The sequence below is a fragment of the uncultured Pseudokineococcus sp. genome (assembly GCF_947495735.1).
Taxonomy (GTDB): domain Bacteria; phylum Actinomycetota; class Actinomycetes; order Actinomycetales; family Quadrisphaeraceae; genus Pseudokineococcus.
In genome coordinates this window covers 112,726-136,305 of sequence record NZ_CANMAA010000007.1, presented here as the reverse complement: position 1 = coordinate 136,305, position 23,580 = coordinate 112,726, and the positions used below count along the sequence as shown (strand labels likewise).

The window sequence follows — 23,580 nt, the reverse complement described above, 5'->3', positions numbered from 1 at the left end:
CGGGTCCGGATCTGGGGCTCCTCGTCCACGCGCCTCCGCCACGGCGTCCTCGGGCAGGGGCCGGGTGCAGGCGGCGACGCGGGTGGTGTCGGCGACCTGCTCCGGGTCGGTGGACGACGTCCACGGCCTCAGCGCCGGCGCGCACCCGTCATGCGGCCCCAGCTCTGACGGCGCCGGGTCGCTGCTCCGGGGTCGACGAGGTCATGGCCGAGGCGCCGCGGGCGGCGGCGCAGCCTCGCCGGACGTCTCGGCCGGGGCGCCGTCCGGCGAGGGGCGCAGTGGCTCTCCGCTGCCGTCGTGGTAGCCGTCGGCCCACTCGCCGGTCGCGAAGTCGTACCCCACGGGCTCGCCGTCCTCGTCGCGCCGCTGGTACCACTCGGTGTACTGCGCGCTGTGGGAGTCGACGTCCGCACCCGCTCCCCGGTCGCGCTCGGTCCTGCCGACCTGGACCGCGAAGTCGTCCCCGTAGCGCTCGATGCCGTCGGTCACGGCGTTCTCCAGCGCCGAGCGGGTGTAGTGCTGGCGCAGGGCGATCGGGTCGGTGCGCAGCTCCCGGAACCAGGCGACGACGGCCAGGAGCAGCACGAGCGCGAACGGCACGGCCGTGACGATGACGAGCTGCTGCAGGCCCTGCAGCGCCAGGCCCTCGCCGAGCGTCAGCATGACCACGGCGATCCCGGCCATCACGAGCCCCCAGAAGACGACCAGGGGGCGCGGCGGGCTCTGCGAGCCCCTGGTGCTGAGCATGCCCATGACGATCGAGGCGGAGTCGGCCGCGGTGATGAAGAAGACGGCCAGGATCGCCATCGCGACGTAGGGGAGCCAGCCCGCCACGAGCGGCAGGTTGTCGATCATGGCGAAGAGCACCTGCGGGGCTGCCATGTCGTCGGAGAAGCCGGGCGCGCCCTCCCGGTACATGGAGATCGCCGTGCCGCCCATGACCCCGTAGGCGACGAAGATCAGCGCGGAGGGGATGAAGATGGTGCCCAGGAGGAACTGCCGGATGGTGCGACCGCGGGAGATGCGAGCGATGAAGATCCCGACGAAGGGCGCCCAGGAGATCCACCAGGCCCAGTAGTAGACGGTCCACGTCGACTGGAAGGTCTGGGTCTCCGCCCCCCAGGACAGCGAGCGGCCCATCAGGTCGAAGAGGGACCCGAGGTACTCCATGATCGCCGACGGGACGAGGTTGAGCAGGAACAGGGTGGGTCCGAGGACGACCACGACCAGCAGCATGCCCAGCGTCAGCAGGATGTTGGCGTTGGACAGGTGCCGGATCCCCCGTGCGACGCCCGAGACCGCCGAGACGACGAAGCAGGCGGTCAGGACGGCGATGATGGCGACGAGGACCGTGTTCGTGGCCGGTCCGCCGCCCGACACGATGCTGACACCGGCGCCGATCTGCAGCGCGGCGATGCCGAGCGCCGCGGCGGTGCCGAAGAGCGTGGCGACGATCGCGAAGATGTCGACGAGCTTGCCGGCGACGCCGTCGGTGGCCCGAGCGCCGAAGAGCGTCCGGAAGACGGACGACACGAGGAGCGGGCGCCCGCGGCGGTAGGCGGCGTAGCCCACGGCGCCACCGATCACGGCGTAGATGGCCCACGCGTGGAAGCCCCAGTGGAAGTAGGTCTGCGCGAAGGCGTAGTGCAGCGCGTCGACGGTCTCGGCCTCGTTGGTCAGCGGCGGCGGCGTGATGAAGTACGTGAGCGGCTCCGCCGGGCCCCAGAAGAGGACGGCGACGCCGAGGCCTGCCGCGAACAGCATCGCGGTCCACGAGAACGTCCCGAACTCCGGCTTCTCGCCCTCCTTGCCCAGAGGGATCTTCCCGTACGGGGACAGCGCGATGCCGAGGAGCGCCACGAGGACGACGACCGCGACGAGGTTGAACATCCAGCCGAGGCTCGTCGTCGCCCAGTCGTAGGCCGCCTGGGCGGCGGTGGCCACCGTGTCGGGCGAGGCGACGCCCCAGACCACGAAGGCGACGGTCAGGGTGCCCGCGAGGGCGAGCACGAACCTCGAGACGGAGTAGCGGCGGCGCTGCTCGTCGATGCTGATCCCGGGGACGAGGGCCGGGTGGGTGTCGTGCGGGTACTTCGGGACCCGGTAGTCCAGGCTCGACAGGGCGTCCTCGGTCCGCCGCACGGACCGGCGGAGGGCGGAGCCACCTGCTCTGGTGGCCTCGTCCGGTCGATCCTCTTGCGCGTCAGTGGACATTCGGGGAGCCTCTCGTCGCACGACAACGGGGGCGGACACTAGCCATCGGCCGCCGCGCGGTCCAGGCGTCACGGCAGGCCCGGGTGCCGCCGGGGCGTCGGCCCGTGGCGGCACGGTGGGAAGGCACCTGCCGTCGGCGCACGTGCGCACCCCGATCGGTGGTCCTCCGGTGGACGGCCGGACGTCGTCGCCGTGAGGAGCGCCCGCAGTCGTGTGAGCCCCGTGGGGCTCGAACCCACAACCCGCGGATTAAAAGTCCGCTGCTCTGCCAGTTGAGCTAGAGGCCCCGGCACGGCGTCACCGCGCGCAGGCACACGCTACGCGGGTCGTCGCGCGTGAGGTGGCTGCACGAGGACGGCGTAGAGGGCGTCCTCGTGCAGCCACCGGCGCCCGCACCGGTCCACCGGGCGGCGGGGCGGGCGGACGAGCAGCCGGGGTCAGCACTGCGGTGCGCGCACGAACGCGCACAGCTGCGTCAGCTTCATCCAGTCCTTGTCAGGACCGGTCATGCGGGGACAGGATGGTCGGCACCCGACATGTCGACCGCGAAGGAGCCCGTCATGGCGCAGAGGAGGACCTCGGCCTCCCGGGCCGGGAGCACGGTCCGGAGGTGGCGCTCGGCGCCCGTGGCGGGCGCCGGCGCCCTGGTGCTCGGCGCCGGGCTCCTCGCAGGGACCGGACCGGCGGGCGCGACGGAGGTCCCTCGCGCCGGTCGCGGGACGCCGCCGCCGGCGACGACCTCCGCGGGGGAGCCCGTCGACCTCGACGTGCTCTTCGTGGGGGCCCACCCCGACGACGAGGCCAGCGCCCTGTCGAGCCTGGGGAAGTGGCGCCAGGACCACGACGTGCGCTCCGGCGTGATCACCGTGACGCGCGGCGAGGGCGGCGGCAACGCCGTCGGGCCGGAGGAGGGGCCCGCGCTGGGCCTGCTGCGCGAGGTGGAGGAGCGCTCGGCGGTGGGGATGGCGGGCGTCGAGAACGTCTACAACCTCGACGACGTCGACTTCTACTACACCGTGAGCGCACCGCTGACGCAGGAGATCTGGGGTCACGACGACGTCCTGGAGAAGGTCGTGCGGGTCGTGCGCACCACCCGTCCCGAGGTCGTGATGACGATGAACCCGGCGCCGTCGCCGGGCAACCACGGCAACCACCAGGAGGCCGCGCGCCTCGCGCTGGAGGCCTACGACCTGGCGGGGGACCCGGACGCCTTCCCCGAGCAGGTCACCGAGGAGGGGCTGGAGCCGTTCAGCCCCGATCGGGTGCTCCTCAACACCGTCGCCGGGACCCGCGCCACGGGGCCGTCCTGCCCGTCGGAGGTCGAGCTCACCGACCCCACCCAGACCGTCTACGGGGTGTGGAGCGGCGCGCGGGCGCCCGGTGGCCGCACCTGGGGCCAGGTGGAGCGCGACGCGCAGCGCCAGTACGTCTCCCAGGGCTGGGCCGCCTTCCCGGACGTGCCGGCGGACCCCGACGCGCTCGGGTGCGACTACTTCACGCAGGTCGACGCGCGCGTGCCGTCGGCCGAGCCGGGCACCGAGGCGGCCGCGCAGCCGGACGCCGCGCTGCAGGGGGCGCTCGTCCGCGGTCCCGGCGCCGCGCCGCTCGGCACGACGCTCGAGGTCGAGGCGCCCGGGCTGCGCGTGGTGCCCGGTGAGCCGACCGAGGTGGTCGTCCGCGTGGGCGCCGGCGAGGAGGCGCTCGGCGCCGCGTCGGTCTCGCTCGCGGCGCCGGACGGGTGGCAGGTCACCGGGGACGGCGACCTGGGCGTGGTGGACGCCGGTGAGCAGGCGGCCGCGACCCTGGTCGTGACGGCGCCCGCCGGCGCGACGCCCGGCCAGCGCGTCCGGCTCGAGGCGAGCCTGTCGAGCGAGGTCGGGAGCGGGTGGGCGTCGCAGGTCGTCGAGGCCGCCGCGCCCGTGCGCGGGCAGCTGGCACCGCTCGAGCGCGTCGCCGAGCACGAGGACTGGGCGCGCCGGACCGGCTTCCCCGAGCTGCAGGGCACCGTCCGCCGGGTGACGACGATGCCGTCCGGCGGCACCCAGCAGGTCGACGTCGTCGTCACCAACGACAGCGCCCAGCCGCAGGACGGCACGACGGCCCTGGGGCTGCCCCCCGGCTTCAGCGCCGACGCCCTCGAGAAGCCCTTCACGGCACTGGCTCCCGGCGAGAGCGTCGTCGTCCCCTTCGTCGTGGAGAACTCCGACGCCGCGCTGCCGACGTCGAACGAGGGCGGCGAGGGCGGCGACTACGCCGTGACCCTGACGACCACCGCGGGGGGCGTGAGCAGCACCAGCTCGCCGGCGCTGGAGCTCGTGCCCACGACCGTGGCGCCGCAGACCGACGCGGCGCCGGTCGTCGACGGCGTCGGGCACGACCACGAGCACCCGGGCGAGGAGCTGGACCTCTCGCGCGTCTGGGAGGGGCAGGCGTGCGAGTCCGCCGCGGACTGCTCGGCCACGGCGCACCTGTCCTGGCACGACGACGCCCTGTCGGTGCTCGTGCGCGTCGAGGACGACGTCCGCGGCTCCGTGCTGGACGCCGCCGACTGCAAGCGCCACTGGCGCACCGACTCCGTCGAGATCGCGATCGACCCCCGCGGGGACGCGGAGAACACCTCGACGACCTTCAAGGCGGCGGTGCTGCCCGAGACGACGGAGGGCGGCCCGTGCTTCTCGCGCGACGCGGACAACCGCCAGGGCCCCGGCGCGGAGACGGCGCCGGGCATGGAGGTGGCCGTCGAGCTGGACGACCCCTCGACCGGCTCGGCCGGCTACACGCTCGAGGCGACCATCCCGCTGGAGCTGCTGCCCGCGGCGGTCGACCCCGACGCGATGGCGGTCGACCTCTTCGTCTACGACTCCGACACCCAGGACCAGACGGGTCAGACGCGCCTCGGCTGGTCCACCTGGCAGGGCGTCCAGGGCGACCCCTACCGCTGGGGCGTCGTCCGCCTCGACGGGTACGCCCCGCCGGCCGACCGCTCGAGCGAGCCCTCGGCGCCCGTCATCCCGCAGACGGCGCTGGCCAGCGTCGAGTCCCCGCCCAGCATCGCCCAAGCGGTGCTCGACGACGTGCCGCTCGCCGGCGGCCCGGCGGCGCCGGCCGGCCAGCGCGCCTGGCTGCGGGACGCCGTGCAGCGGCGCGACGCGGTGGTGGCGACCGTGCGGGCGACCGGGCCGGCGCAGATGCACCTGTGGGTCTGGGACGACGTGGCGCAGGAGGTCGTCGCCGGCCGGGTGGTCGACCTCGAGCGGTCGGGACCGACGCGGTGGTGGATCCCGCTGCCCGACGGCGCCGGTGACGTCCGCGGCCTGCGGGTGCTCGCCGCCTCGACCGCTCCGGACGGCGGCACGCTGGCCTCGGTGGCGCCCGTCCGCTGACCCGCGCCGCCGGCGGTGCCCCCGCACCCGCCGGCGGCGCGCGACCTCGCCCCGTCCACCGCTGGTGGGCGGGGCGGGCGTCGTCAGTCCAGCGCGCGGCCGACCTCGGGCAGGGCCTCGCGGTAGCCGTCGAGCAGGAGCCGCGCGACGGCGACCGAGTCGACGAGCGGGTGCGCCGCGAAGGCGCGCCAGGCCAGCTCCCGCGAGCGCGTGGCGGACGCCTCGAGCAGCAGCTGCTCGGAGGCCTTCACCTGCTGCACCAGCCCGAGCATGTCTCCGGTGAGAGGGGCCACGGCGTGCGGGTGCACGCCCTCGGCGTCCACCGTGCACGGGACCTCGACGACGGCCTCGTCGGGCAGGCAGGGCAGGACGCCGTCGTTCGCGACGTCGAGGATCATCGTCGCCGTCCGGCCGGTCACGAGCGCCGCCATGAGGTCCAGGGCCACCCGCTGGTAGCCACCGCCCTCGAGGTCCTCGGCGCGCCGGTCCCCGGCTCCGGCGCCCTCGGCGGCGGAGCCGCCGCCCACGGGGGCCCCGGCCGCGGAGACCGAGGTCGGCTCGGGACGCGACTCGGCCATGTAGCTGGCCTCGCGCGCCCGGTGCACCGACTCCCAGGTCTCCAGCGCCCGCTCGGGATGGGCGGCGGCGCGGGCGTAGAAGTCGCCCTGCTGCGCGTCGAGGAACTGCCCGCGGGTCTGCGCGGCGGCGCGCAGGCGCTCGGTGGCCTCGCGCGGGTAGGAGTAGTAGTAGAGGTACTCGTTGGGCAGCGCCCCGACGGTCCGCACCCAGTCGACCCCCAGGGTCCGCGCCTCCTCGATGCCGTCCAGGGCCTCGTCGTCGGCGAGCAGGTCGGGCAGCCGCTCGCGGCCGTCCACCTGCAGCGAGCGCAGCCACCCGAGGTGGTTGAGCCCCGCGTAGTCGAAGGTGACGCCCTCGCTGGTGGCGCCGACGGCGCGCGCGGCGCGGCGCACCAGCCCGATCGGCGTGTCGCAGATCCCGACGACGCGCTCGCCGAGCACCGCCCGCATCGCCTCGGTGACGATCCCCGCCGGGTTCGTGAAGCTGATGACCCAGGCGTCGGGCGCGACCGCGCGCACGCGCTCGGCGAGGTGGCGCGCGTGCGGCAGCGTCCGCAGCGCGTAGGCCAGGCCGCCCGGGCCCACGGTCTCCTGGCCGAGGACGCCGAGGTCGAGGGCCACGCGCTCGTCGAGGACGCGCCCGGCCGTGCCGCCGATGCGCATGGCGGAGAAGACGAAGTCGGCGCCGCGCAGCGCCTCGTCGAGGTCGGTGCCGGCGCTGATCCGGGGCGGGTGCGGGAGTCGCTGCGCCAGCTGCTCCAGCACGGAGCGGACCACGGCGAGGCGGGCGGGGGAGACGTCGTGGAGGTGGACCTCGTCCACGCGCACCGCGGCGTCCGCGGCGCCGACCGCCTCGACCACCTGGGGGACGCGGAAGCCGCCCCCGCCGACGAGCACGAGCTTCATGCGGACGGTCCTCCTGCGGCGGTGGGGGCGGCCGAGGCTCGCAGCACCTCGGTGCCGGCGGCCTCGAAGACGGCCAGCGTGGCGTCGTCGGCGCCGTCGTCGGTGACCAGCACGTCGACGGCGTCGGGACCGCAGACGGGCAGCAGGCCCGTGCCGGGGAACTTGCTGCCGTCGGCGAGCAGGACGACCCGCTGCGAGGCGGCGACGACGGCCCGCTTGACCGGCACCTCGATGCCGGTCGAGTCGAGCACGACGCCGTCGGCGCGCACGCCGCTCGTGCCGAGGAAGCAGACGTGCGCCTGCAGCTGGCCCAGCGCCTGCTCGGTCAGGGTGCCGACCATGGACCAGTAGGAGCGGCGCAGGACGCCCCCGAGGACGACGAGCTCGACGTCGGGGTCCTCGCGCAGCACGTCGACGACGGCCAGGCTGGCGGTGATGACCGTGAGGCGGCGCCCGGCGAGGTGGTGGGCGAGGCGCTCGGTGGTCGTCCCGATGTCGACGACGACGACGTCCCCGTCCTGCACCAGCTCCGCCGCGCGGGCCGCGACGGCGTCCTTGGCGTCCGGCGCCTGGCGGGCGACGTCGCGGAACGGCTTCTCGTCCGGCTCGACGCTGCCGCCCCCGCCCCTCACCCGGCGCAGGCGCCCGTCGGCGTCGAGGGCGTTCAGGTCGCGCCGGATGGTCGAGGCGCTGACGGACAGGTCCGCGGCGAGGGCCTGCACCGACACCTCGCCGGTGCGTCGCAGCCGGCGGAGGATCTCCGTCTGGCGCGTCGCGCTGAGCATGCGCGGAACGCTAGCGCACGGATCCCGCGCACGAGCGCGCACCAGTGCGCACGATCGCCCTTGTCCGAGCGTGCCGCCGGCACTAGCGTCCTCGCCCAGGTGGACGACGAGCGGGTGAGGGGGCGCGGCATGGTCACGGGCGCAGGCGTGGAGCACCCCGACCCCCGGGGCGGCACCCCGCACCCGGGGCCGACCTCGCCGCGCCGCCCGGCCGGGCGCCGCTGGGACCCGCTCGCGGGAGCCCGTCGCCTCGAGGACCCGACCCGCCCGCCGCCGCTGGACGTCTTCCTGTCGGGCCAGCTCTTCTTCGACATGGTCTTCACCGGGCTGGACGCCGCCCCGAGCCCCGGCACGGAGGTCTGGACGACGGGCATGGGGTCGCTGCCGGGCGGCATCGCCAACCTGGCGGTGGCCACGAGCCGGCTGGGGCTGCGCACGGGGCTGTCCGCCGGCTTCGGCGACGACGTCTACGGGCGCTTCTGCTGGCAGGTGCTCTGCGAGCAGGAGGGCGTCGACCTCTCGCGCTCGCGGGTCTTCCCCGGCTGGCACTCGGCGGTCACGGTGTCCATGGCCCACCACGGCGACCGCAGCATGGTCACCCACGGGCACCCGCTGCCCGTGCCGCAGGCCGAGCTGGTGGGCGTCCCGCCGCGGTCCCGGGCCGTCATCACCGAGCTCGCGCTGCCGCACGGCGAGGAGCCCTGCGCCGCGACGTCGCCGGACGGCGCCGCCGACGCCCCGTGGTGGCTCGTGGCCCGCGACCAGGGCGCGGCGGTCTTCGCCGACGTCGGCTGGGACCCCAGCGGGGTCTGGGACCCGGCCGTCCTCGAGCGCCTCGAGAGCTGCCACGCCTTCCTGCCCAACGAGGTCGAGGCGATGGCCTACACGCGCACCTCCTCGCCCGAGCGGGCGCTCGCCGCGCTCGCGGACCGGGTGCCGCTCGCCGTCGTGACGTGCGGCGCCGACGGTGCGCTCGCCGTCGACGCGACGACGGGGGAGAGCGCTCGGGTGCCGGGCGTGCCCGTCGAGGCGGTCGACCCCACGGGCGCCGGGGACGTCTTCGGCGCCTCGGTCGTGCTGGGGACGCTCGCCGGGTGGCCGCTCGAGCAGCGCCTCGCCTTCGCGGCCCTCTCGGCGTCCCTCGCGGTCCAGCAGTTCGGCGGCTCCCTCGCCGCGCCGGGCTGGGGCGACATCGCCGACTGGTGGGCCGCGACGTCGGCCCGCGCGGCCACGGGTGCGCCGGCCGCGCAGGAGCTGGCCCGGCGCTACGGGTTCCTCGCCGAGCTGCTGCCCCCGGACCCCGTCGACGCCGTCCGGCGCGCCGAGGCCACCTTCGCCCTGGCGTCGGACCTGTGAGGCAGGCTCCGTCGTCGCACCCCCGCACGACGTCCGCCGGGCGCGCTGACGCGCCCGGGCTCCCCGACCCCCTGGAGGACCCGATGGCACCCCGAGCGAGATGGGCCGCCCCCCGGGCGGCGTCGCGAGCGGTCGGGCTGGCCGCGGCCACCGCGCTCGTGCTGACGGCGTGCGCGCCGGGGGCCGGCTCCGACGACGGCTCCGGGGAGCCCGCTCCGAGCGGCCCGGTGTCGACGGACGTCTCCGACGTCGGCGACGTCACGCTCACCGTCTGGGACCAGGAGGTCCGCGGCGGGCAGGACGAGCAGATCACCCAGCTCAACGCCGCCTTCGAGGAGGCGAACCCCAACGTCACGATCGAGCGGGTCTCGCAGTCCTTCGACGACCTGTCGACGACGCTGCGCCTCGCGCTGACCGGCGACGACGCCCCCGACGTCGTCCAGACCAACAACGCGCGGGCGACCATGGGCCAGTTCGTCGAGTCCGGCCAGCTCGTGCCGCTGGACGCCTACGCCGACGCGTACGGCTGGCGGGACCGCTACCCCGAGAGCGTCCTGCAGTACTCCACGTACTCCGGCGACGGCCGGGTGTTCGGCGAGGGCTCCCTGTACGGCCTGCCGCAGGTCGGCGAGGTCGTCGGCGTCTACTACAGCCGCAGCGCCCTCGACGAGCTGGGCCTGGAGGTGCCGCAGACGTGGGCCGACTTCGAGGCCGCGCTGCAGGCGGCGGCCGACGCCGGCCGCACGCCGCTGCTCCTGGGCAACATCGAGGGGTGGCCCGCGGGGCACGTCCTCGGCGCCGTCCAGGGCGCGCACGTCGCCCCCGAGGAGGTCCAGGCGCTGGGTCTCGGCAACGAGGGCGCCAGCTGGACCACCCCCGAGAACCTCGAGGCGCTCACCCAGCTGCAGACGTGGCAGGAGCAGGGCTGGTTCAACGAGGGCGTCAACGGCACCGACTACGACGCCGCCTGGCAGCAGCTGGCCGACGGGCAGGGCGTCTTCCTGATCGCCGGCTCCTGGCTCGCCCCGGACCTGCAGGAGGCCATGGGGGAGGACGCGGGCTTCTTCGCCCCGCCCCCGGCCGACGGCGGGCAGCTGGCCACGACCGGCGGCACGGGCATCCCCTTCTCCATCACCAGCGCCGCCGAGGAGCCCGACGTCGCGGCCGCCTACCTCGACTTCCTCACCAGCGACGACGCGATGCAGGTGCTCGCGGACACCGGCAACCTGCCCGTCGTCGACACCGCCTCCTACGCCCCCGAGAGCGGGCTGCTGTCCGACGTCTACACGGCCTTCGACGACGTCAGCTCCGAGGGCGCACTGCTGCCCTACCTCGACTACGCGACGCCGACCATGGGCGACACCCTCGGCCAGACGCTGCAGGGGCTCCTGGCCGGTGAGCTGACGCCGGAGCAGGCCGCCGAGGCGCTCGAGCAGGACTATGCCGACTTCACCTCCAGCGGCGGCTGAGGCCGCGGCCCGGCCCGGAGCCGCGGCGAGCGCCCCCGTGCGGGGGCGCTCGCCGCGAGGACGGCTGACGCCCTACCTCTTCCTCGCCCCCGCGCTGGCCGTCTACGGCGCCTTCCTGCTCTACCCGCTCGCGCGGGCGGTGCAGTTCTCCTTCTACGACTACGACGGCCTCACCGTCGGCACGCCCGTCGGCCTGGCCAACTACGCCGCGGTGCTGACCGACGAGGGCCTGCGGGACGCCTTCGGCCACGCGCTGGTGCTCATCGGCTTCTTCTCCCTGCTGCCGCTGCTCATCGGCCTGGTGCTGGCGGCCCTGCTCGTGCGCTCCCGCGTGCGCGGGCTCCCGCTGTTCCGCACGGTGGTCTTCCTGCCGCAGGTGATCGCGATGGTCGTCGTGGCGGTCGCGTGGCGGCGGATCTACGCCCCCGACGGCACGCTCAACCAGCTGCTGCGCGCCGTCGGGCTCGACGGGCTGACCCGGACCTGGCTCGGGGACTACGCGACCGCGCTGCCGGCCGTCGGCGTCATCGGGACCTGGTACTCCACGGGTCTCGTCACGGTGCTGCTCATGGCGGGCATGGCCCGGGTGCCCCCCGAGCTCTACGAGGCCGCGAGCCTGGACGGCGCCGGTCCGGCCCGGCAGCTGCGCGCCATCACGCTGCCGGCCATCCGCCCGGAGATCGCCGTGGCGCTCACCCTGACGATCATCGCCGCGCTCAAGACCTTCGACCTCGTGTACGTCACGACGGGCGGGGGGCCGGGGACCTCCACGACGGTGCCGAGCTACGAGGTGTACCGCCGCGCCTTCGAGCTGGGCGAGGTGGGTGCCGCCGCGGCCGTGGGCGTGGTGCTGACCGTGCTGATCTTCGGCATCAACCTCGTCGTCAACCGCGTCGCGGACCGGCAGCGGTGAGCGCGCCCGTCCTCGGCGGAGCCCGCCCCGGCGCCGCAGCCGGCCGCGGCGCCGCAGCCGGCCCCGCCCGGGGGCCGTCGCGCGGCTCGGCGGCCCACCGCGCAGCCAGCTACGTCGTGCTCGTGGTCTTCGCGCTGCTCGCGCTCGGACCGGTCGTCACCGTGCTCGTGGCGGCGCTGTCGCCCGAGTCGGCCGCGGCGGGGGACGGGCCGCGCGTGGCCAACTTCGCCGACGCCTGGGTGCAGGGCCGCTTCGGGCAGTACATGGCGACGTCCGCGCTCGTCGCCGTCGTCGTCGTGGTCGCGGCGGTCCTGCTGTCGATCATGAGCGGGTACGCCTTCGGCACCATGGAGTTCCGCGGTCGCGAGGTGCTCTTCTACCTGTTCCTGCTCGGCATCATGGTCCCGGCCGAGGCCGTCGTCGTGCCCCTGTTCTTCGACCTGCGCAGCCTCGGGCTGACGAACACGGTCTGGGGCATCGCGCTGCCGCAGGTGGCCCAGTCCGTCGCCTTCGGGACGTACTGGATGCGCGCCTACTTCCGCACGACCAACCGCTCGCTCATCGAGGCCGCGCGCCTGGACGGCGCCGGCCCCCACCGCCTCCTGTGGTCGGTGCTCGTGCCGATCGGACGACCGGCCATCACGACGCTCGTGCTGCTGGTCTTCATGTGGACGTGGAACGAGTTCCTCATCCCGCTCGTGATGGCGCCGGCCGGCCAGCTGCGCACCGCCCCGCTGGGCCTCGCGCTCTTCCAGGGGCAGTACACGCAGGGCACGTCGCTGCTGGCCGCCGGCGCGGTGCTCGTGGCGCTGCCGGTGGTGGTCGTCTACCTCGTCCTCCAGCGCCACTTCATCCGGGGGATGCTCGAGGGCGCCGTCCGCGAGTGAGGGGCGCCGCCCCTCGACGGGCGCGCCGGTCAGCCGCGCGGGCGGACGGCGCGACGTGCCGCGGCGCGGTCGACGACGACGGCCGCGCCCGCCAGGACGGCCAGCACGAGCGCCACGACGAGCACCGCCAGCGCCGCCCCGCCCGCTCCCACCTGGGTGACGTCGAGGAAGGGGTAGGGGTACCAGCCGGTCACCGCGCCGTGGGCGAACGTCCACGCGCACCAGGCGAGGGGGTAGACCAGGACGCGCAGCACGGTGCCGGCGTCGGCCAGCCCGCGGGGGGTGAGGGCGAGCCAGCCGACGACCGCCAGCGCGGGGACGACGTAGTGCAGGCCCACGTCGAGCACGAGGTCCAGGCCCGTCAGCCCCACCCGGCGCAGCTCGACGTGGTAGACGACGCCGACGATCGCGATGCACAGCGGGGCGCCCAGGCGCAGTGCGCGCCACCAGGGCCCGCTCCGCTCGGGGCGGAGGGCCACCAGCACGCCCAGGACGGCCACGAGCGCGTTCGTGTCGATGGTGAAGTAGCTGAGGGTCCGCACCAGGCGGGCGCCCACCTCCGGCTCGCCCGAGGTGAGCGCCTGGCCCACCTGCAGGACGACCAGCACCCCGGCGACCGCCCCGGTCAGCCCCCACCACGTCCGCTGCGCCCTGTCGTCCACCGCCGGGAAGGTACGGGACGACTCCTGGTGTTCCAGGACCGTCCCCGACGTACCGATAGCCCGGGGAGTCGCCGGACGCACAGGAGCCGGCTCGCACACCCAGACAGGACCCAGCCATGAGCGCCAGCACCCTGCACGTCGTCCGCACCGCCGCCCGCATCCCCGCGCAGCGCGCGGCCGCCCCGCAGCGCACCTGCTACCTGCCGCACTGCGGCGCCCCCGCCGACCTGCGCGTCGTCGTCAGCGGCATGGACTGGTACCGCTGCACCGGCTGCGGCATCGAGTACCCCGAGGTCGCCTACGCCCAGCGGCCCGCCGGCGTCTGAGCCCACCCCGAGGGCGAGTGCTCGCCCCGGCGGGCGCGGGCCCGTCCTCGCCTCAGCCGGGGTCGACGACGCCGGCTGAGCCGCCCCCGCGGCGCGAGGTCTCCGCGGCGGCCTCGAAGCGCCCGTCCGGCAGCACCCGTACGGCGGTGGCCGCACCGATCTCGGCCGACGTCGAGAGCTCGTGGCCGCGCTCGCGCAGGGCGGCGCCGAGCGGTCCGTCGGCGATGGCGGGCTCCACCGTCGTGGTGGCGCCGTTGCGGGAGGAGACCCGCGGCGCCGCGACGGCGTCGACCAGCGGGAGCCCGCGGTCGACGGCGCCGACGAGCACCTGCGCCGTCGTCGTGATGATCGTCGCGCCGCCCGGCGAGCCGAGGCCGCCGACCGCCACGCCGTCCTGGAGGACGACCGTCGGCGCCATCGACGAGCGCGGCCGCTTGCCCGGCCCGGGCAGGTTCGGGTCCGGCACCCCCGCCGTCACCGGCACGAAGCTGAAGTCCGTCAGCTCGTTGTTGAGCAGGAACCCGTAGCCGGGCACCGTGATGCCGGATCCGCCGGTCTGCTCGATCGTCAGCGTGTACGAGACGACGTCGCCGCTGGCGTCCGCGACGGTCAGGTGCGTCGTGCCGTGGTCGTCGCGGGGCGGCTCCTGCGTCCCGGCCGCGGAGGCGCAGTCCTCGTACTGCCCGTCCGGCGTGCCGAAGGGGATCGGTCGCGCCGCTGCCGCGTCGGCGTCGAACAACTCGCACGCGCGCTCGTCGGCGAAGCCCTGGGAGACCAGCTCGGCCGTCGGCACGCCCGGCACGTCCCCGACGTAGCGGTTGCGGTCGGCGAAGGCCGTGGCGCTCGCCTCGGCGAAGCGGTGCAGGTAGGCGTCCTCGGCGACGTCGGGGAGCGGCTCCCCGGTGAGCTCGTCGTAGGCCTCCAGGAGGTTGAGGCTCTCCGCGACGGCGATGCCGCCCGAGGAGGGCACCGGCATCCCGACGACCTCCAGGCCCCGGTAGTCCGAGCGCACCGGCTCGGGCTCGAGCACCTCGTACGCGGCCAGGTCCGCCGCGGTGATCTGCCCGGCGAGGACCTCGACGCCGGGCGCCGTGCGCGGGTAGCGGGCGGCGCGCACGACGGCGCGGGCCATCGGCCCCTCGTAGAGCGTCTGCGTCCCGCGGCGGATGAGCTCGTCGTAGGCGCGCGCCATCCCGGGGTTGCGGAAGACGTCGCCCGGCTGCGGCACCTCGCCCCCGGGCAGGTAGACCCGCTCGGTGGCGGGGAAGCGCCGGAACCGCTCGGCGTTGGCCGCGGTCTGGGCGGAGAAGGTCTCGTCGACGACGAAGCCGCGCCGGGCCAGGTCGCGGGCCGGGGCCAGCAGCTCGCCGAGCGGGCGCGTGCCCTCGGTCGCCGCCAGCCGCTCCCACAGGGCCGGGGTGCCCGGCACGCCGACCGACAGCCCGGAGCTGACGACCTCGCCGAAGGGCAGCGGCTCGCCGTCCTCACCGAGGAAGGTCTTCTCGGTGAAGGTCGCCGGCGCGGTCTCCCGGCTGTCGTAGGAGCGGGTCTCACCCGTCTCGGCGTCGTGGTGGAGCAGGAAGCCCCCGCCGCCGATGCCGGCTGAGTACGGCTCGGTGACGCCGAGCGCCGCGGCCGCGGCGATGGCGGCGTCGACCGCCGTGCCGCCGTCGGCGAGGACGTCCAGCCCGATCTGCGTGGCGTAGGGGTCGACGGTGCTCACCGCGCCCCCGGTGCCCACGGCGACGGGCGACCTCTCCGGGGCGGGCACGGGGTCGCCGCCCCGCCCGCCGGGCCGGTCGGCGCTCGCGGCGGGCGCCCCCGCGAGCAGGCCCGCGGTCAGCGCACCGGCGAGGCCGACGGCAGCGGCGGAGCGTCGGCGACGTCGCGGGGCGGGGGCTGGCTGGCGGTCGTCCACGGGGCTCCTCCTCGGCATCACCCGTCCGGGTGAGAGCGCCGACGCTAGGCGGGAGCCCGCAGCGCCACAAGGGCGACGGCGGGGCCCTCGGCGCGGCGCTGTCGGGGCCGTGCGCCGGGTCCGGCTCAGCGGAAGCGGCGGCCCTCGTCGCGGCGGTACGCGCGGACGGCGAGGACCCCCGTGAGGACGGTCCAGGCGGCCAGCACCGGCCACGTCGTCGCGGGCAGGTCGGCGCCGGTCGTGGCGCTGACCACGAGGTCGCGCCCCGCGCGGGTCGGCAGCCAGGTCGAGACGGCGTCGAGCCAGGCGGGGAACAGCTGCGGCGGCAGGAAGAGCCCGCCCCCGAAGGCCAGGGGCAGCAGCAGCACCTGGGCGACGGCCAGGGCGGCCTTCGTCGTCATCCGGTAGCCGATCCAGAGGCCGAGCCCGAGCATCGGCAGGGCCGCCGCGGCGAGCGCGCCGGCCGTCAGGAGCAGCCGGTCCAGCGGCAGCGTCGCCGCCGTGAGCAGCCAGGCCACCAGCACGAGCGGGACGAGGCTCACGAGGGCGAAGGCCAGCCCGTTGAGCAGGCGCCCGGCCAGCCGCGGGCCCGCCCCGACGGGCAGCGTGCGCAGGTAGGAGTCCCACGGCAGCGCCCTGTCCTCCGCGACGCCGACCCCGTAGGTGAACAGGCACACGCTCATGACGGCGAACAGCGAGATCTGCGCCGTCGCCCCCGTCGCCTGCACCGGGTCGCCGGCGAAGGGCTGCGGCACGACGAAGAACAGCATCGTCAGCGTCGGGAAGACGACCGTCCCGACGACGGCGATGGGCACCCGCACCGTCTCCAGCAGCTGGGACCGGGTGTGCAGGGCGGTCAGGCGCAGCGCGCCGGGCCCCCGGCGCCCCAGGTCGGTGCTGGTCGCAGTGCCGGTGCTGGAGCTGCTGGTCCTGGTCGGGCCGGGTGCGCTCATCGGGCCACCTCCGGGGTGCGGGTCGGGTGCGGGGCTCCGTCGGCGTCGCCACCGGCAGCCGTGACGGCCAGGAAGGCCTCCTCGAGGGAGGGGGAGGCGACCTCGAGGGCGGAGAAGTCGGCGCCGCTGGCCACCAGCCGGCGGACGAGCGCGTCGGCGTCGGCGGTCCACATCTCGTGCCGGTCGCCCTCGACCACGACGCGCTCGGCGCCCAGCTCGGGCAGCGACGCCGCGCGCAGCCGCACGCGCCGCGCGGGGACCGCCGAGCGGACCTCCTCCAGCGTCCCGTCGACGAGGACGCGCCCGCGGTCGACGACGACGACGCGCTCGGCCAGCGCCTCCACCTCCTCGAGGTAGTGGCTGGTGAGGACGACCGTCCCGCCGCCGCGGTGGTACTCGCGGACCGCGTCCCACAGGTCGTGCCGGGCGTCGACGTCCAGCCCGGTGGTCGGCTCGTCGAGCAGGACGAGCCGCGGGCGGCCGACGAACGCCAGGGCGACGGCCAGGCGCCGCTTCTGGCCGCCCGAGAGACCGCCGGTCTGGCGGCGTCGCAGCTCGACGAGGCCGAACCGCTCCAGCAGCTCGGGCGTCGGCACGGGGTCGGGGAAGTGGCCGGCGACGACGTCGACGACCTCGCCCACCCGCAGGGTCGGCGGCAGCCCGGTCTCCTGCGGCGTGAGGCCGAGGTGCACGCGCGCCGCGGGGTCCCACGGCGCCCGGCCGAAGAGCTCGACGGAGCCGGACGTCGGCCGGCGCAGGCCGCAGAGCAGCTGCAGCAGCGTCGACTTCCCGGCGCCGTTGGGGCCGAGGAGCCCGAGCAGCTGCCCGGGCGGGACGTCGAGGGTGACGTCGTCCAGCGCGACGACGTCGCCGTACCGGCGCGTGGCGCCGACGAGCCGGGCCAGGGGCGCGACGTCGGTGCGAGCGCCGTCGGCGGACGGCGCGGTCGAGGCGGTCATGCGAGCCCTCCAGGGCTGTCGGCGGAGGCGCCGCGGGAGGCGTCGCCGGACGGGGTGCGGGCGGTGACGGGCTCGAGGAGCGCGCGCAGCGCCGCGGTGTGGTCCTCCAGCGCCCGGCGCCCGCGGCGGGTGAGGGACACGTAGGTGGCCGGGGTGCGCCCGCGGTGGGTCTTCTCGACGGCGACGTAGCCGGCGTCCTCGAGCTTGCGCAGGTGGGCGCCGAGGTTCCCCGCGGTGAGGCCCTGCAGCTCCTGGAGGCGGGGGAAGGCGAGGCGGTCGTCGTCGCCGAGCACCGCGAGGCCCGCCATGAGCCGCAGGCGCGCCGGCGCGTGGATGACCGGGTCCAGGTCCGGCAGCGCCACCTCCTCCGCGCTCACGCGGACCGCCCCCGCACCGCGACGACGACGGCGGCGACGAGGAAGCCTCCTCCGCCGAGCAGGCCCATCACGAGGTGGTTGGCGGGGTAGCCGGCGATCGCCCCCGCCGCGCTCGTCACGAGGATCCAGGCGCCGAGCGCGTACTGGGCGCGGTCCTGCCACATCGCCCCCCCGGCCAGGTAGAGCAGCCCGACGACGAGGCCGGACAGGGCCGGCGCCAGGACGCCCATCACCTCCGCGGACGCGCCCGCCCCGGCGGCGGAGGTGAAGAGCGCGGCGACGCAGCCGAACCCGAGCAGCCACGCCCAGCCGTACATGGCGCCCTGGGTGCTCGAGGTGCCGCGCAGCCCCGCCATGCGGCGCGTGCTGTGGACGCCGGTGACGACCACGGCGACCGCCATCAGCGCGGCGAAGGTCGAGCCCGCCGCGGGAGGCGGCAGGACGAGCGGGCCGCGCCCGGTGGACGACGCCCACAGCACCAGGAAGCCGACGAGCCAGGTCGCGCCCCAGACTCCGTAGATGAGCCGCACGTCGGGCTCGAGCTGGCGCTGGGTGCGGCTCCGCTCGGACTCCAGCACGGCGAGCGCCTCGCGGGGGTCGAGCGGGGCGTCGTCGTCCGTCGCCCGGGGCGAGCGGGGTGCGCTGGCGTTCATCACGGCCTCCAAAGTGGTCTGCACCGCAGAGCAGGTGTGCGCTTTGTAGCGCAGAGTCGTCTGCAGTGGCAAGAGGTGCGTCCCTCCCGCCGCGGCCGGGGAGGTGGCACGGTGGTCGCGGGCGCTGACCGCGGAGTGCCAGGGTGCGGTACCGTACTTGCATACAAGCCGACCGCACAGGAGTGCTCGATGAAGATCACCGATGCCCGGGTCGTGGTGTCCTCCCCGGGGCGCAACTACGTCACCCTCGTCGTCGAGACCGAGGACGGCGTCGTCGGCGTGGGGGACGCGACCCTCAACGGCCGCGAGCTGGCCGTCGCGGCCTACCTGCAGGAGCACCTCTGCCCGCTGCTCGTCGGGCGGGACGCCTCGCGCATCGAGGACACCTGGCAGTACCTCTACAAGGGCGCGTACTGGCGGCGCGGCCCCGTCACGATGACGGCGATCGCCGCGGTCGACGTCGCGCTGTGGGACATCAAGGGCAAGGTGGCCGGCCTGCCCGTCTACCAGCTGCTCGGCGGCGCGGCCCGGGACGGCGTCCTCGTCTACGGGCACGCCGACGGCCAGGACGTGCCCGAGCTGCTCGAGCGGTTCCAGGGCTACCTGGACCGCGGCTACAAGGCGGTCCGCATCCAGTCGGCCGTGCCGGGTCTGGCCAAGACCTACGGCATGTCCGGCGGCGCGGGCGTCTACGAGCCCGCGAAGGGCTCGCTGCCGCAGCAGGACTCGTGGGAGACGACCCTCTACCTGGACCACGTGCCCGAGGTCTTCCGCGCCGTGCGCGAGGAGTTCGGCTACGGCGTGCACCTCCTGCACGACGTGCACCACCGGCTGACGCCCGTCGAGGCGGCGCGGCTCGGCAAGTCGCTCGAGCCGTACCGCCCCTTCTGGATCGAGGACCCGACGCCGGCCGAGAGCCAGGAGGCGTACCGGCTCATCCGCCAGCACACGACGACGCCGATCGCCGTCGGCGAGGTGCTCAGCTCGATCTGGGACGTGGAGACGCTCATCACCGAGCGCCTCATCGACTACGTGCGCTGCTCGGTGGCCCACACCGGCGGCATCTCGCACCTGCGCAAGATCTACGCCCTCGCCGAGCTCTACGGCGTCCGCTCGGGCGCCCACGGCGCCGGCGACCTCTCGCCGGTCGCCCACGCCGCGGCGCTGCACCTGGACCTGGCGACCTCCAACTTCGGCGTGCAGGAGAACATGGGGCACCTCGACCCCGCCGGCGAGGTGTTCCGCTGGAGCTACACCTTCGACGACGGCTACATGCACCCCGGCGACGCGCCCGGCCTGGGCGTGGAGCTCGACGAGGAGGCGGCGGCCCGCTTCCCCTACGACCGGCGCTACCTGCCGGTCAACCGCCGCCTCGACGGCGCGGTGCACGACTGGTGAGCGCCGACGCGCGCCGCCCCTTCGACGTGGTCGTCCTCGGCGAGGTGCTGCTGGAGGTCTCGACGGACGCCCCGCTGGGCGACGGCGTGCCCGCCCGCCTCGGCATCTCGGGCGACGCGCTCAACGCCGCCGCGGCCGCCGCGGCCGCCGGTGCGCGCACCGGCCTGGTCAGCGTCGTCGCGGACGACGAGGCCGGGCGGGCCGTGCGGGCGCGGGTGGCCGAGCTCGGCGTCAGCACCGACCTGCTCGTGACCGGCGAGGGCCAGCAGGGCCTCTACCTCACCCACGCCGACCCGGACGGCGAGCGCGAGTTCACCTACGTCCGCCGGGGCAGCGTCGGCTCGACGCTGGGCCCGGAGCACCTGGACGCGGGCGTGCTCGCCGCGGCGGGCGCGGTCCTCGCCGGCGGCATCACCTGTGCGATCTCCGCGTCGGCGCGGGCGGCCGTCATGGCGGCCGCCGAGGCGGCCTCGCGCTTCGTGTACGACCCCAACCACCGGCCTCGCCTGCGCTCGTCGGAGGAGGCGCTGGCCGACCTGCTCGCGCTGGCGCCGCGCTGCGCGCTGGTGACGCCCTCGTACCCGGCCGAGACCCGCCTGCTCGGCGCGTCGACGCCGCAGGAGGCCGCGCGCGACCTGCGCGGCCGGGGCGCCCGCGGCGTCGCCGTGACGTGCGGCGCCCGCGGCGTCCACGTCGAGGCCGACGGGCTGCCCGACGGCGGCACCTGGGTGGACGCCGTGCCGGCGCCGCACGTGGTGGACCAGACCGGAGCGGGGGACTCCTTCGTCGGGACGACGGCCGCGCACCTGGCCCTGGGGGCGGACCTGCCCGACGCCGTCCTGCAGGGCGTGGCCGCGGCCTCGCTCGTCGTCGGCGGGCGCGGCGGGACGGGCCTCGTGCCCTCCGCCGAGCAGGTGCGCGCCCACCTCGCCGCCCGCCGGGCCGGCCGGTGACCCGCCTGTCGCGCAGCGCCCTCGCGAGCGCCGGCCACCCCGAGCCGGCGCCGTCGCCGGAGAGCCTGCGCACCGGCGTCGTCCACCTCGGGATCGGGGCCTTCGCCCGCGCGCACACCGCCGTCTACACGCAGGAGGCGATGCGGGCCACGGGCGAGACGCGCTGGGGCCTCAGCGCGGCCACGCTGCGCAGCGACGCCGTGGCCCGGCAGCTGGCGCCGCAGGACTGCCTCTACACGGTCAGCGAGCGCGGGGAGGGCGCGGCGCCGCTGCGGCTCGTCAGCGCGGTGCGCGAGGTGCTGACCGCGCCCACCCAGCCGCACGAGGTGGCCGCCCACATCGCCGCCCCGGAGACGGCCGTCGTGACCCTGACGATCACGGAGAAGGGCTACCGGGTCGACCCCGCCACCGGCGGCCTGGCCGCGGGCGACCCCGCCGTCGCGGCCGACCTCGCCGCGCCCGAGCGGCCCACCACCCCGGTGGGCCTGCTGGCGCGGGGCCTCGCCCTGCGCGGGGAGCGGGGCGGCGGGCCGCTCAGCGTCGTCTCCTGCGACAACCTGCCCTCCAACGGCGCGGTGCTGCGGCGCCTGGTCGAGGGCTTCGCCGACGCCCTGCCCGCGCAGCGGGCGCGCCCGCTGCGGGAGCAGCTGTCCCGCACCACGTTCCCCTCCACCATGGTCGACCGGATCACGCCGGCCACCACCGAGGCGGACCTCGCGGCCGTCGCCGAGGAGCTGGGCCTGCGCGACGAGGCGGCCGTCGTCGCCGAGCCCTTCCGGCAGTGGGTGGTCCAGGACGACTTCGCGGGGGAGCGCCCCGCGTGGGAGCTCGCCGGGGCCGTCCTCACCGACGACGTCGAGCCGTGGGAGACGTGCAAGCTGCGCGTGCTCAACGCCTCCCACTCGCTGCTCGCCCACCTCGGCGAGGTGGACGGGGCGCGCACCATCGCCGAGGCGGTCTCGCGGCCGACCCTGCTGGCGGTGGCGCAGCGGTTCGTCGCCGAGGACGTCGTCCCGACCCTGCACGTGCCCCGCGACCTCGACGTCGCGGAGTACGGCCGCACGGTCCTGGGGCGCTTCGCCAACCCGGCGCTCGCGCACACGAGCGCGCAGGTCGGCTCCGACGGCTCGCAGAAGCTGGTGCCCCGCGTCGTCGCCCCCGCGGCGGAGCGGCTGCGCGCCGGCGCGGTGCCGCGCTGGCACGCCCTGCTCGCCGCGGCGTGGATGCTGCACGTGGCGCGCACCCCGGCCGCCGAGCTGGCCGACCCCCTGGCGGACCTCCTCACCGGCCGCCTCGGCGGCAGCCGGCGGACCGAGGACGTCGTGCCCGCCCTGCTCGGGTCCCGGGAGGTGTTCACCGAGGAGGTGGGCGCCTCGCGGGGCTTCGCCGACGCCGTGACCCGCTGGTACGCCCTGCTCGCCTCCTCCGGGACCGCGGGCCTCGAGGAGGAGCTGCACCGTGACGACGCCTGACCGCCCCACCGCCGCCGAGGTGATGGGGCTCTCGCCCGTGATCCCCGTCGTCGTGCTCGACGACCCCGAGGCCGCGGTGCCCCTCGCCCGCGCCCTGCACGCCGGCGGAGTCGGCGTCGTGGAGCTGACGCTGCGCACGCCCACCGCCCTGGAGAGCGCGCGGCGCATCGCCGCGGAGGTGCCCGAGGTCGTCCTCGGCGTCGGGACGTGCGTCAGCGCGGCCGACGTCGAGCGGTCCGTCGAGGCGGGTGCCCGGTTCGTCGTCAGCCCCGGCAGCACCCCGGCGATCATCCGGGCGGCGCAGGAGTCGGGCGTCGCGGTCCTGCCCGGGGTCTCGACGGTCTCCGAGGCCCTCGCGGCCCTCGAGCTCGGCGTCCGCGACCTGAAGTTCTTCCCCGCCGAGCAGGCGGGCGGGGCGCCGTTCCTCGGCGCGCTGCGCTCCCCGCTGCCGCAGCTGCGGTTCTGCCCCACGGGCGGGATCAGCCAGGCGAGCGCGCCGGACTACCTCGGCCTCTCGAACGTGCCCTGCGTCGGGGGGAGCTGGCTCACCCCCGCGTCGGTCGTGGCCGAGGGCCGCTTCGGCGAGGTCGAGCGGCTGGCCCGGGAGGCGGTCGAGGCGCTCGGCCCGCACCGGGGCGCGTCCGCCGCCTGAGCGCGACGGCAGGGCGTCGCGTCGTCGCTCAGGCGGGGTCGTCGACGAAGTAGTCGGGGTGCTGCTGGCGGACGACCGCGACGTCGTCGAAGACCTTGCGCAGGTGGGTGCGCAGCGCGTCGGTCGCCTCCTCGGCGCGCCCCTGCGCCAGGGCGTCGACGACGGCCTCGTGCTGGTCGACGAGCACGTCGACCTGGCGGGGCAGGGGCAGGCTGAGGTGGCGCGCCCGGTCCAGGTGGGCCTTCGCGTGGCTGACGGCCCGCCACGCCGAGGCGTGCCCGCTGATGCTCAGCAGGCGCAGGTGGAACTCCTCGTCGAGGGGGAAGAACGCGTCGGGGGCGGCGTTCCGCTGCGCCGCGACGAGGGCGCGCAGGTCGGCGACGTCCTGGTCGCCCACCTTGTCGAGAGCCTCTGCGAGGGAGGCGACCTCGAGGGCCTCGCGCACGAACTGGGCGCTGGCGATGTCGCTGAGGCGCAGGGGGGCCACGTAGGTCCCCACCTGCGGGACGACGCTGACGAGCCCCTGCTCGGCCAGGAGGATGACGCTCTCGCGCACGGGGGTCCGGCTGACCCCGAGCTGGGCGGCGAGCTCGTTCTCCGACAGCGGGGCGCCCGGAGGGATCTGCAGCGTGATGATGCGGTGGCGCAGCAGCTCGAGCACGTGGGCGCGCGCGCCCCGGGGCATCACCACCCGGCCCCGGGGGGCGCGTCGGGCGGCGTCGTGGACTGTCACCTGCGGAGTGTGCCAGAGTGCCGGGACATACTT

At 75.9% G+C, this 23,580-nt stretch carries 20 protein-coding genes and 1 tRNA gene; 10 read left to right on the top strand and 11 right to left on the bottom strand.

Annotation, left to right across the window (positions count from 1 at the left end; genetic code table 11):
- Positions 1 to 201: 201 nt before the first annotated feature.
- Positions 202 to 2,112 (bottom strand): BCCT family transporter, encoded by a 1,911-nt coding sequence (locus Q0848_RS11480; protein WP_366146570.1) that lies wholly within the window; start codon positions 2,110 to 2,112, stop codon positions 202 to 204.
- 316 nt (positions 2,113 to 2,428) lie between these two features.
- A tRNA-Lys gene (locus tag Q0848_RS11475) sits at positions 2,429 to 2,501 on the bottom strand.
- Between the two features lie 249 nt (positions 2,502 to 2,750).
- Between Q0848_RS11475 and Q0848_RS11470 the strand changes: the two genes are divergently transcribed.
- Entirely contained in the window at positions 2,751 to 5,597 is a 2,847-nt protein-coding gene (locus tag Q0848_RS11470) for a sugar-binding protein (RefSeq protein ID WP_299037655.1), read from the top strand.
- An 83-nt stretch (positions 5,598 to 5,680) separates the two neighbouring features.
- Here the strand turns inward: Q0848_RS11470 and Q0848_RS11465 are convergent, their stop codons facing one another.
- Entirely contained in the window at positions 5,681 to 7,081 is a 1,401-nt protein-coding gene (locus tag Q0848_RS11465; protein WP_299037654.1) for a 6-phospho-beta-glucosidase, read from the bottom strand.
- Positions 7,078 to 7,866 carry a DeoR/GlpR family DNA-binding transcription regulator gene (locus Q0848_RS11460; RefSeq protein WP_299037652.1) on the bottom strand — a complete coding sequence of 263 codons (789 nt, stop codon included), beginning with the start codon at positions 7,864 to 7,866 and terminating at the stop codon, positions 7,078 to 7,080. Before Q0848_RS11460 ends, Q0848_RS11465 begins: the two co-directional genes overlap by 4 nt.
- A 129-nt stretch (positions 7,867 to 7,995) precedes the next feature.
- Between Q0848_RS11460 and Q0848_RS11455 the strand changes: the two genes are divergently transcribed.
- From Q0848_RS11455 to Q0848_RS11440, 4 genes are all read left to right on the top strand, one after another.
- The gene (locus Q0848_RS11455; protein ID WP_299037650.1) at positions 7,996 to 9,222 is read left to right on the top strand and encodes a PfkB family carbohydrate kinase; all 1,227 of its coding nucleotides are present in this window, start codon (positions 7,996 to 7,998) and stop codon (positions 9,220 to 9,222) included.
- 83 nt (positions 9,223 to 9,305) lie between these two features.
- Positions 9,306 to 10,691, top strand: coding sequence for an ABC transporter substrate-binding protein (locus Q0848_RS11450; protein ID WP_299037648.1), 1,386 nt, complete (start codon positions 9,306 to 9,308; stop codon positions 10,689 to 10,691).
- Positions 10,692 to 10,728: 37 nt separating this feature from the next.
- Positions 10,729 to 11,604, top strand: coding sequence for a carbohydrate ABC transporter permease (locus Q0848_RS11445; protein WP_299037646.1), 876 nt, complete (start codon positions 10,729 to 10,731; stop codon positions 11,602 to 11,604).
- Positions 11,605 to 11,720: 116 nt separating this feature from the next.
- Positions 11,721 to 12,491 (top strand): carbohydrate ABC transporter permease, encoded by a 771-nt coding sequence (locus tag Q0848_RS11440; protein WP_366146569.1) that lies wholly within the window; start codon positions 11,721 to 11,723, stop codon positions 12,489 to 12,491.
- A 29-nt stretch (positions 12,492 to 12,520) separates the two neighbouring features.
- Here the strand turns inward: Q0848_RS11440 and Q0848_RS11435 are convergent, their stop codons facing one another.
- Positions 12,521 to 13,153 carry a Pr6Pr family membrane protein gene (locus tag Q0848_RS11435; RefSeq protein ID WP_299037642.1) on the bottom strand — a complete coding sequence of 211 codons (633 nt, stop codon included), beginning with the start codon at positions 13,151 to 13,153 and terminating at the stop codon, positions 12,521 to 12,523.
- 116 nt (positions 13,154 to 13,269) lie between these two features.
- On the opposite strand from Q0848_RS11435, the gene Q0848_RS11430 reads away from it, so the two are divergent.
- On the top strand, positions 13,270 to 13,479 hold the full coding sequence (locus Q0848_RS11430; RefSeq protein WP_299037640.1) for a hypothetical protein: 210 nt from the start codon (positions 13,270 to 13,272) through the stop codon (positions 13,477 to 13,479).
- A 52-nt stretch (positions 13,480 to 13,531) separates the two neighbouring features.
- On the opposite strand, the gene ggt is transcribed toward Q0848_RS11430, so the two are convergent.
- The 5 genes from ggt to Q0848_RS11405 all read right to left on the bottom strand — a co-directional run bounded on the left by ggt (position 13,532) and on the right by Q0848_RS11405 (position 18,339).
- On the bottom strand, positions 13,532 to 15,250 hold the full coding sequence (ggt, locus tag Q0848_RS11425; protein WP_366146568.1) for a gamma-glutamyltransferase: 1,719 nt from the start codon (positions 15,248 to 15,250) through the stop codon (positions 13,532 to 13,534).
- Positions 15,251 to 15,522: 272 nt separating this feature from the next.
- Complete coding sequence (locus tag Q0848_RS11420) at positions 15,523 to 16,350, bottom strand: ABC transporter permease (RefSeq protein WP_299037636.1); 828 nt, start codon at positions 16,348 to 16,350, stop codon at positions 15,523 to 15,525.
- Positions 16,347 to 17,309 carry an ABC transporter ATP-binding protein gene (locus tag Q0848_RS11415; protein WP_299037634.1) on the bottom strand — a complete coding sequence of 321 codons (963 nt, stop codon included), beginning with the start codon at positions 17,307 to 17,309 and terminating at the stop codon, positions 16,347 to 16,349. Before Q0848_RS11415 ends, Q0848_RS11420 begins: the two co-directional genes overlap by 4 nt.
- Complete coding sequence (locus Q0848_RS11410; protein ID WP_366146567.1) at positions 17,306 to 17,665, bottom strand: transcriptional regulator; 360 nt, start codon at positions 17,663 to 17,665, stop codon at positions 17,306 to 17,308. Before Q0848_RS11410 ends, Q0848_RS11415 begins: the two co-directional genes overlap by 4 nt.
- Before the next feature lie 17 nt (positions 17,666 to 17,682).
- The gene (locus Q0848_RS11405) at positions 17,683 to 18,339 is read right to left on the bottom strand and encodes a hypothetical protein (protein ID WP_299037629.1); all 657 of its coding nucleotides are present in this window, start codon (positions 18,337 to 18,339) and stop codon (positions 17,683 to 17,685) included.
- A gap of 189 nt (positions 18,340 to 18,528) precedes the next feature.
- Here Q0848_RS11405 and manD point away from each other — a divergent pair, with 189 nt between their 5' ends.
- Genes manD through eda form a run of 4 tightly spaced genes read left to right on the top strand, consistent with a single transcriptional unit; the run spans position 18,529 to position 22,814 of the window.
- Entirely contained in the window at positions 18,529 to 19,737 is a 1,209-nt protein-coding gene (gene manD, locus Q0848_RS11400; RefSeq protein ID WP_299037628.1) for a D-mannonate dehydratase ManD, read from the top strand.
- A complete protein-coding gene (locus tag Q0848_RS11395; RefSeq protein WP_299037626.1) occupies positions 19,734 to 20,690 on the top strand; it encodes a PfkB family carbohydrate kinase in 957 nt (318 codons plus the stop codon). Before manD ends, Q0848_RS11395 begins: the two co-directional genes overlap by 4 nt.
- A complete protein-coding gene (locus Q0848_RS11390; RefSeq protein ID WP_299037624.1) occupies positions 20,687 to 22,162 on the top strand; it encodes a mannitol dehydrogenase family protein in 1,476 nt (491 codons plus the stop codon). Before Q0848_RS11395 ends, Q0848_RS11390 begins: the two co-directional genes overlap by 4 nt.
- Positions 22,149 to 22,814, top strand: a complete 666-nt coding sequence (gene eda / locus Q0848_RS11385) for a bifunctional 4-hydroxy-2-oxoglutarate aldolase/2-dehydro-3-deoxy-phosphogluconate aldolase (protein WP_299037622.1) — start codon at positions 22,149 to 22,151, stop codon at positions 22,812 to 22,814. Before Q0848_RS11390 ends, eda begins: the two co-directional genes overlap by 14 nt.
- A 28-nt stretch (positions 22,815 to 22,842) precedes the next feature.
- Here the strand turns inward: eda and Q0848_RS11380 are convergent, their stop codons facing one another.
- Entirely contained in the window at positions 22,843 to 23,547 is a 705-nt protein-coding gene (locus tag Q0848_RS11380) for a GntR family transcriptional regulator (protein WP_299037620.1), read from the bottom strand.
- Positions 23,548 to 23,580: the final 33 nt, after the last annotated feature.

What these genes read in the sequence shown, in the direction of transcription:
- Q0848_RS11405 (WP_299037629.1), bottom strand. Translation starts at nt 18,339, where the DNA reads ATGAACGCCAGCGCACCCCGCTCGCCCCGGGCGACGGACGACGACGCC.
- manD (WP_299037628.1), top strand. Translation starts at nt 18,529, where the DNA reads ATGAAGATCACCGATGCCCGGGTCGTGGTGTCCTCCCCGGGGCGCAAC.
- Q0848_RS11470 (WP_299037655.1), top strand. Translation starts at nt 2,751, where the DNA reads ATGTCGACCGCGAAGGAGCCCGTCATGGCGCAGAGGAGGACCTCGGCC.
- Q0848_RS11415 (WP_299037634.1), bottom strand. Translation starts at nt 17,309, where the DNA reads ATGACCGCCTCGACCGCGCCGTCCGCCGACGGCGCTCGCACCGACGTC.
- Q0848_RS11450 (WP_299037648.1), top strand. Translation starts at nt 9,306, where the DNA reads ATGGCACCCCGAGCGAGATGGGCCGCCCCCCGGGCGGCGTCGCGAGCG.
- Q0848_RS11455 (WP_299037650.1), top strand. Translation starts at nt 7,996, where the DNA reads ATGGTCACGGGCGCAGGCGTGGAGCACCCCGACCCCCGGGGCGGCACC.
- Q0848_RS11465 (WP_299037654.1), bottom strand. Translation starts at nt 7,081, where the DNA reads ATGAAGCTCGTGCTCGTCGGCGGGGGCGGCTTCCGCGTCCCCCAGGTG.
- Q0848_RS11460 (WP_299037652.1), bottom strand. Translation starts at nt 7,866, where the DNA reads ATGCTCAGCGCGACGCGCCAGACGGAGATCCTCCGCCGGCTGCGACGC.
- Q0848_RS11420 (WP_299037636.1), bottom strand. Translation starts at nt 16,350, where the DNA reads ATGAGCGCACCCGGCCCGACCAGGACCAGCAGCTCCAGCACCGGCACT.
- Q0848_RS11430 (WP_299037640.1), top strand. Translation starts at nt 13,270, where the DNA reads ATGAGCGCCAGCACCCTGCACGTCGTCCGCACCGCCGCCCGCATCCCC.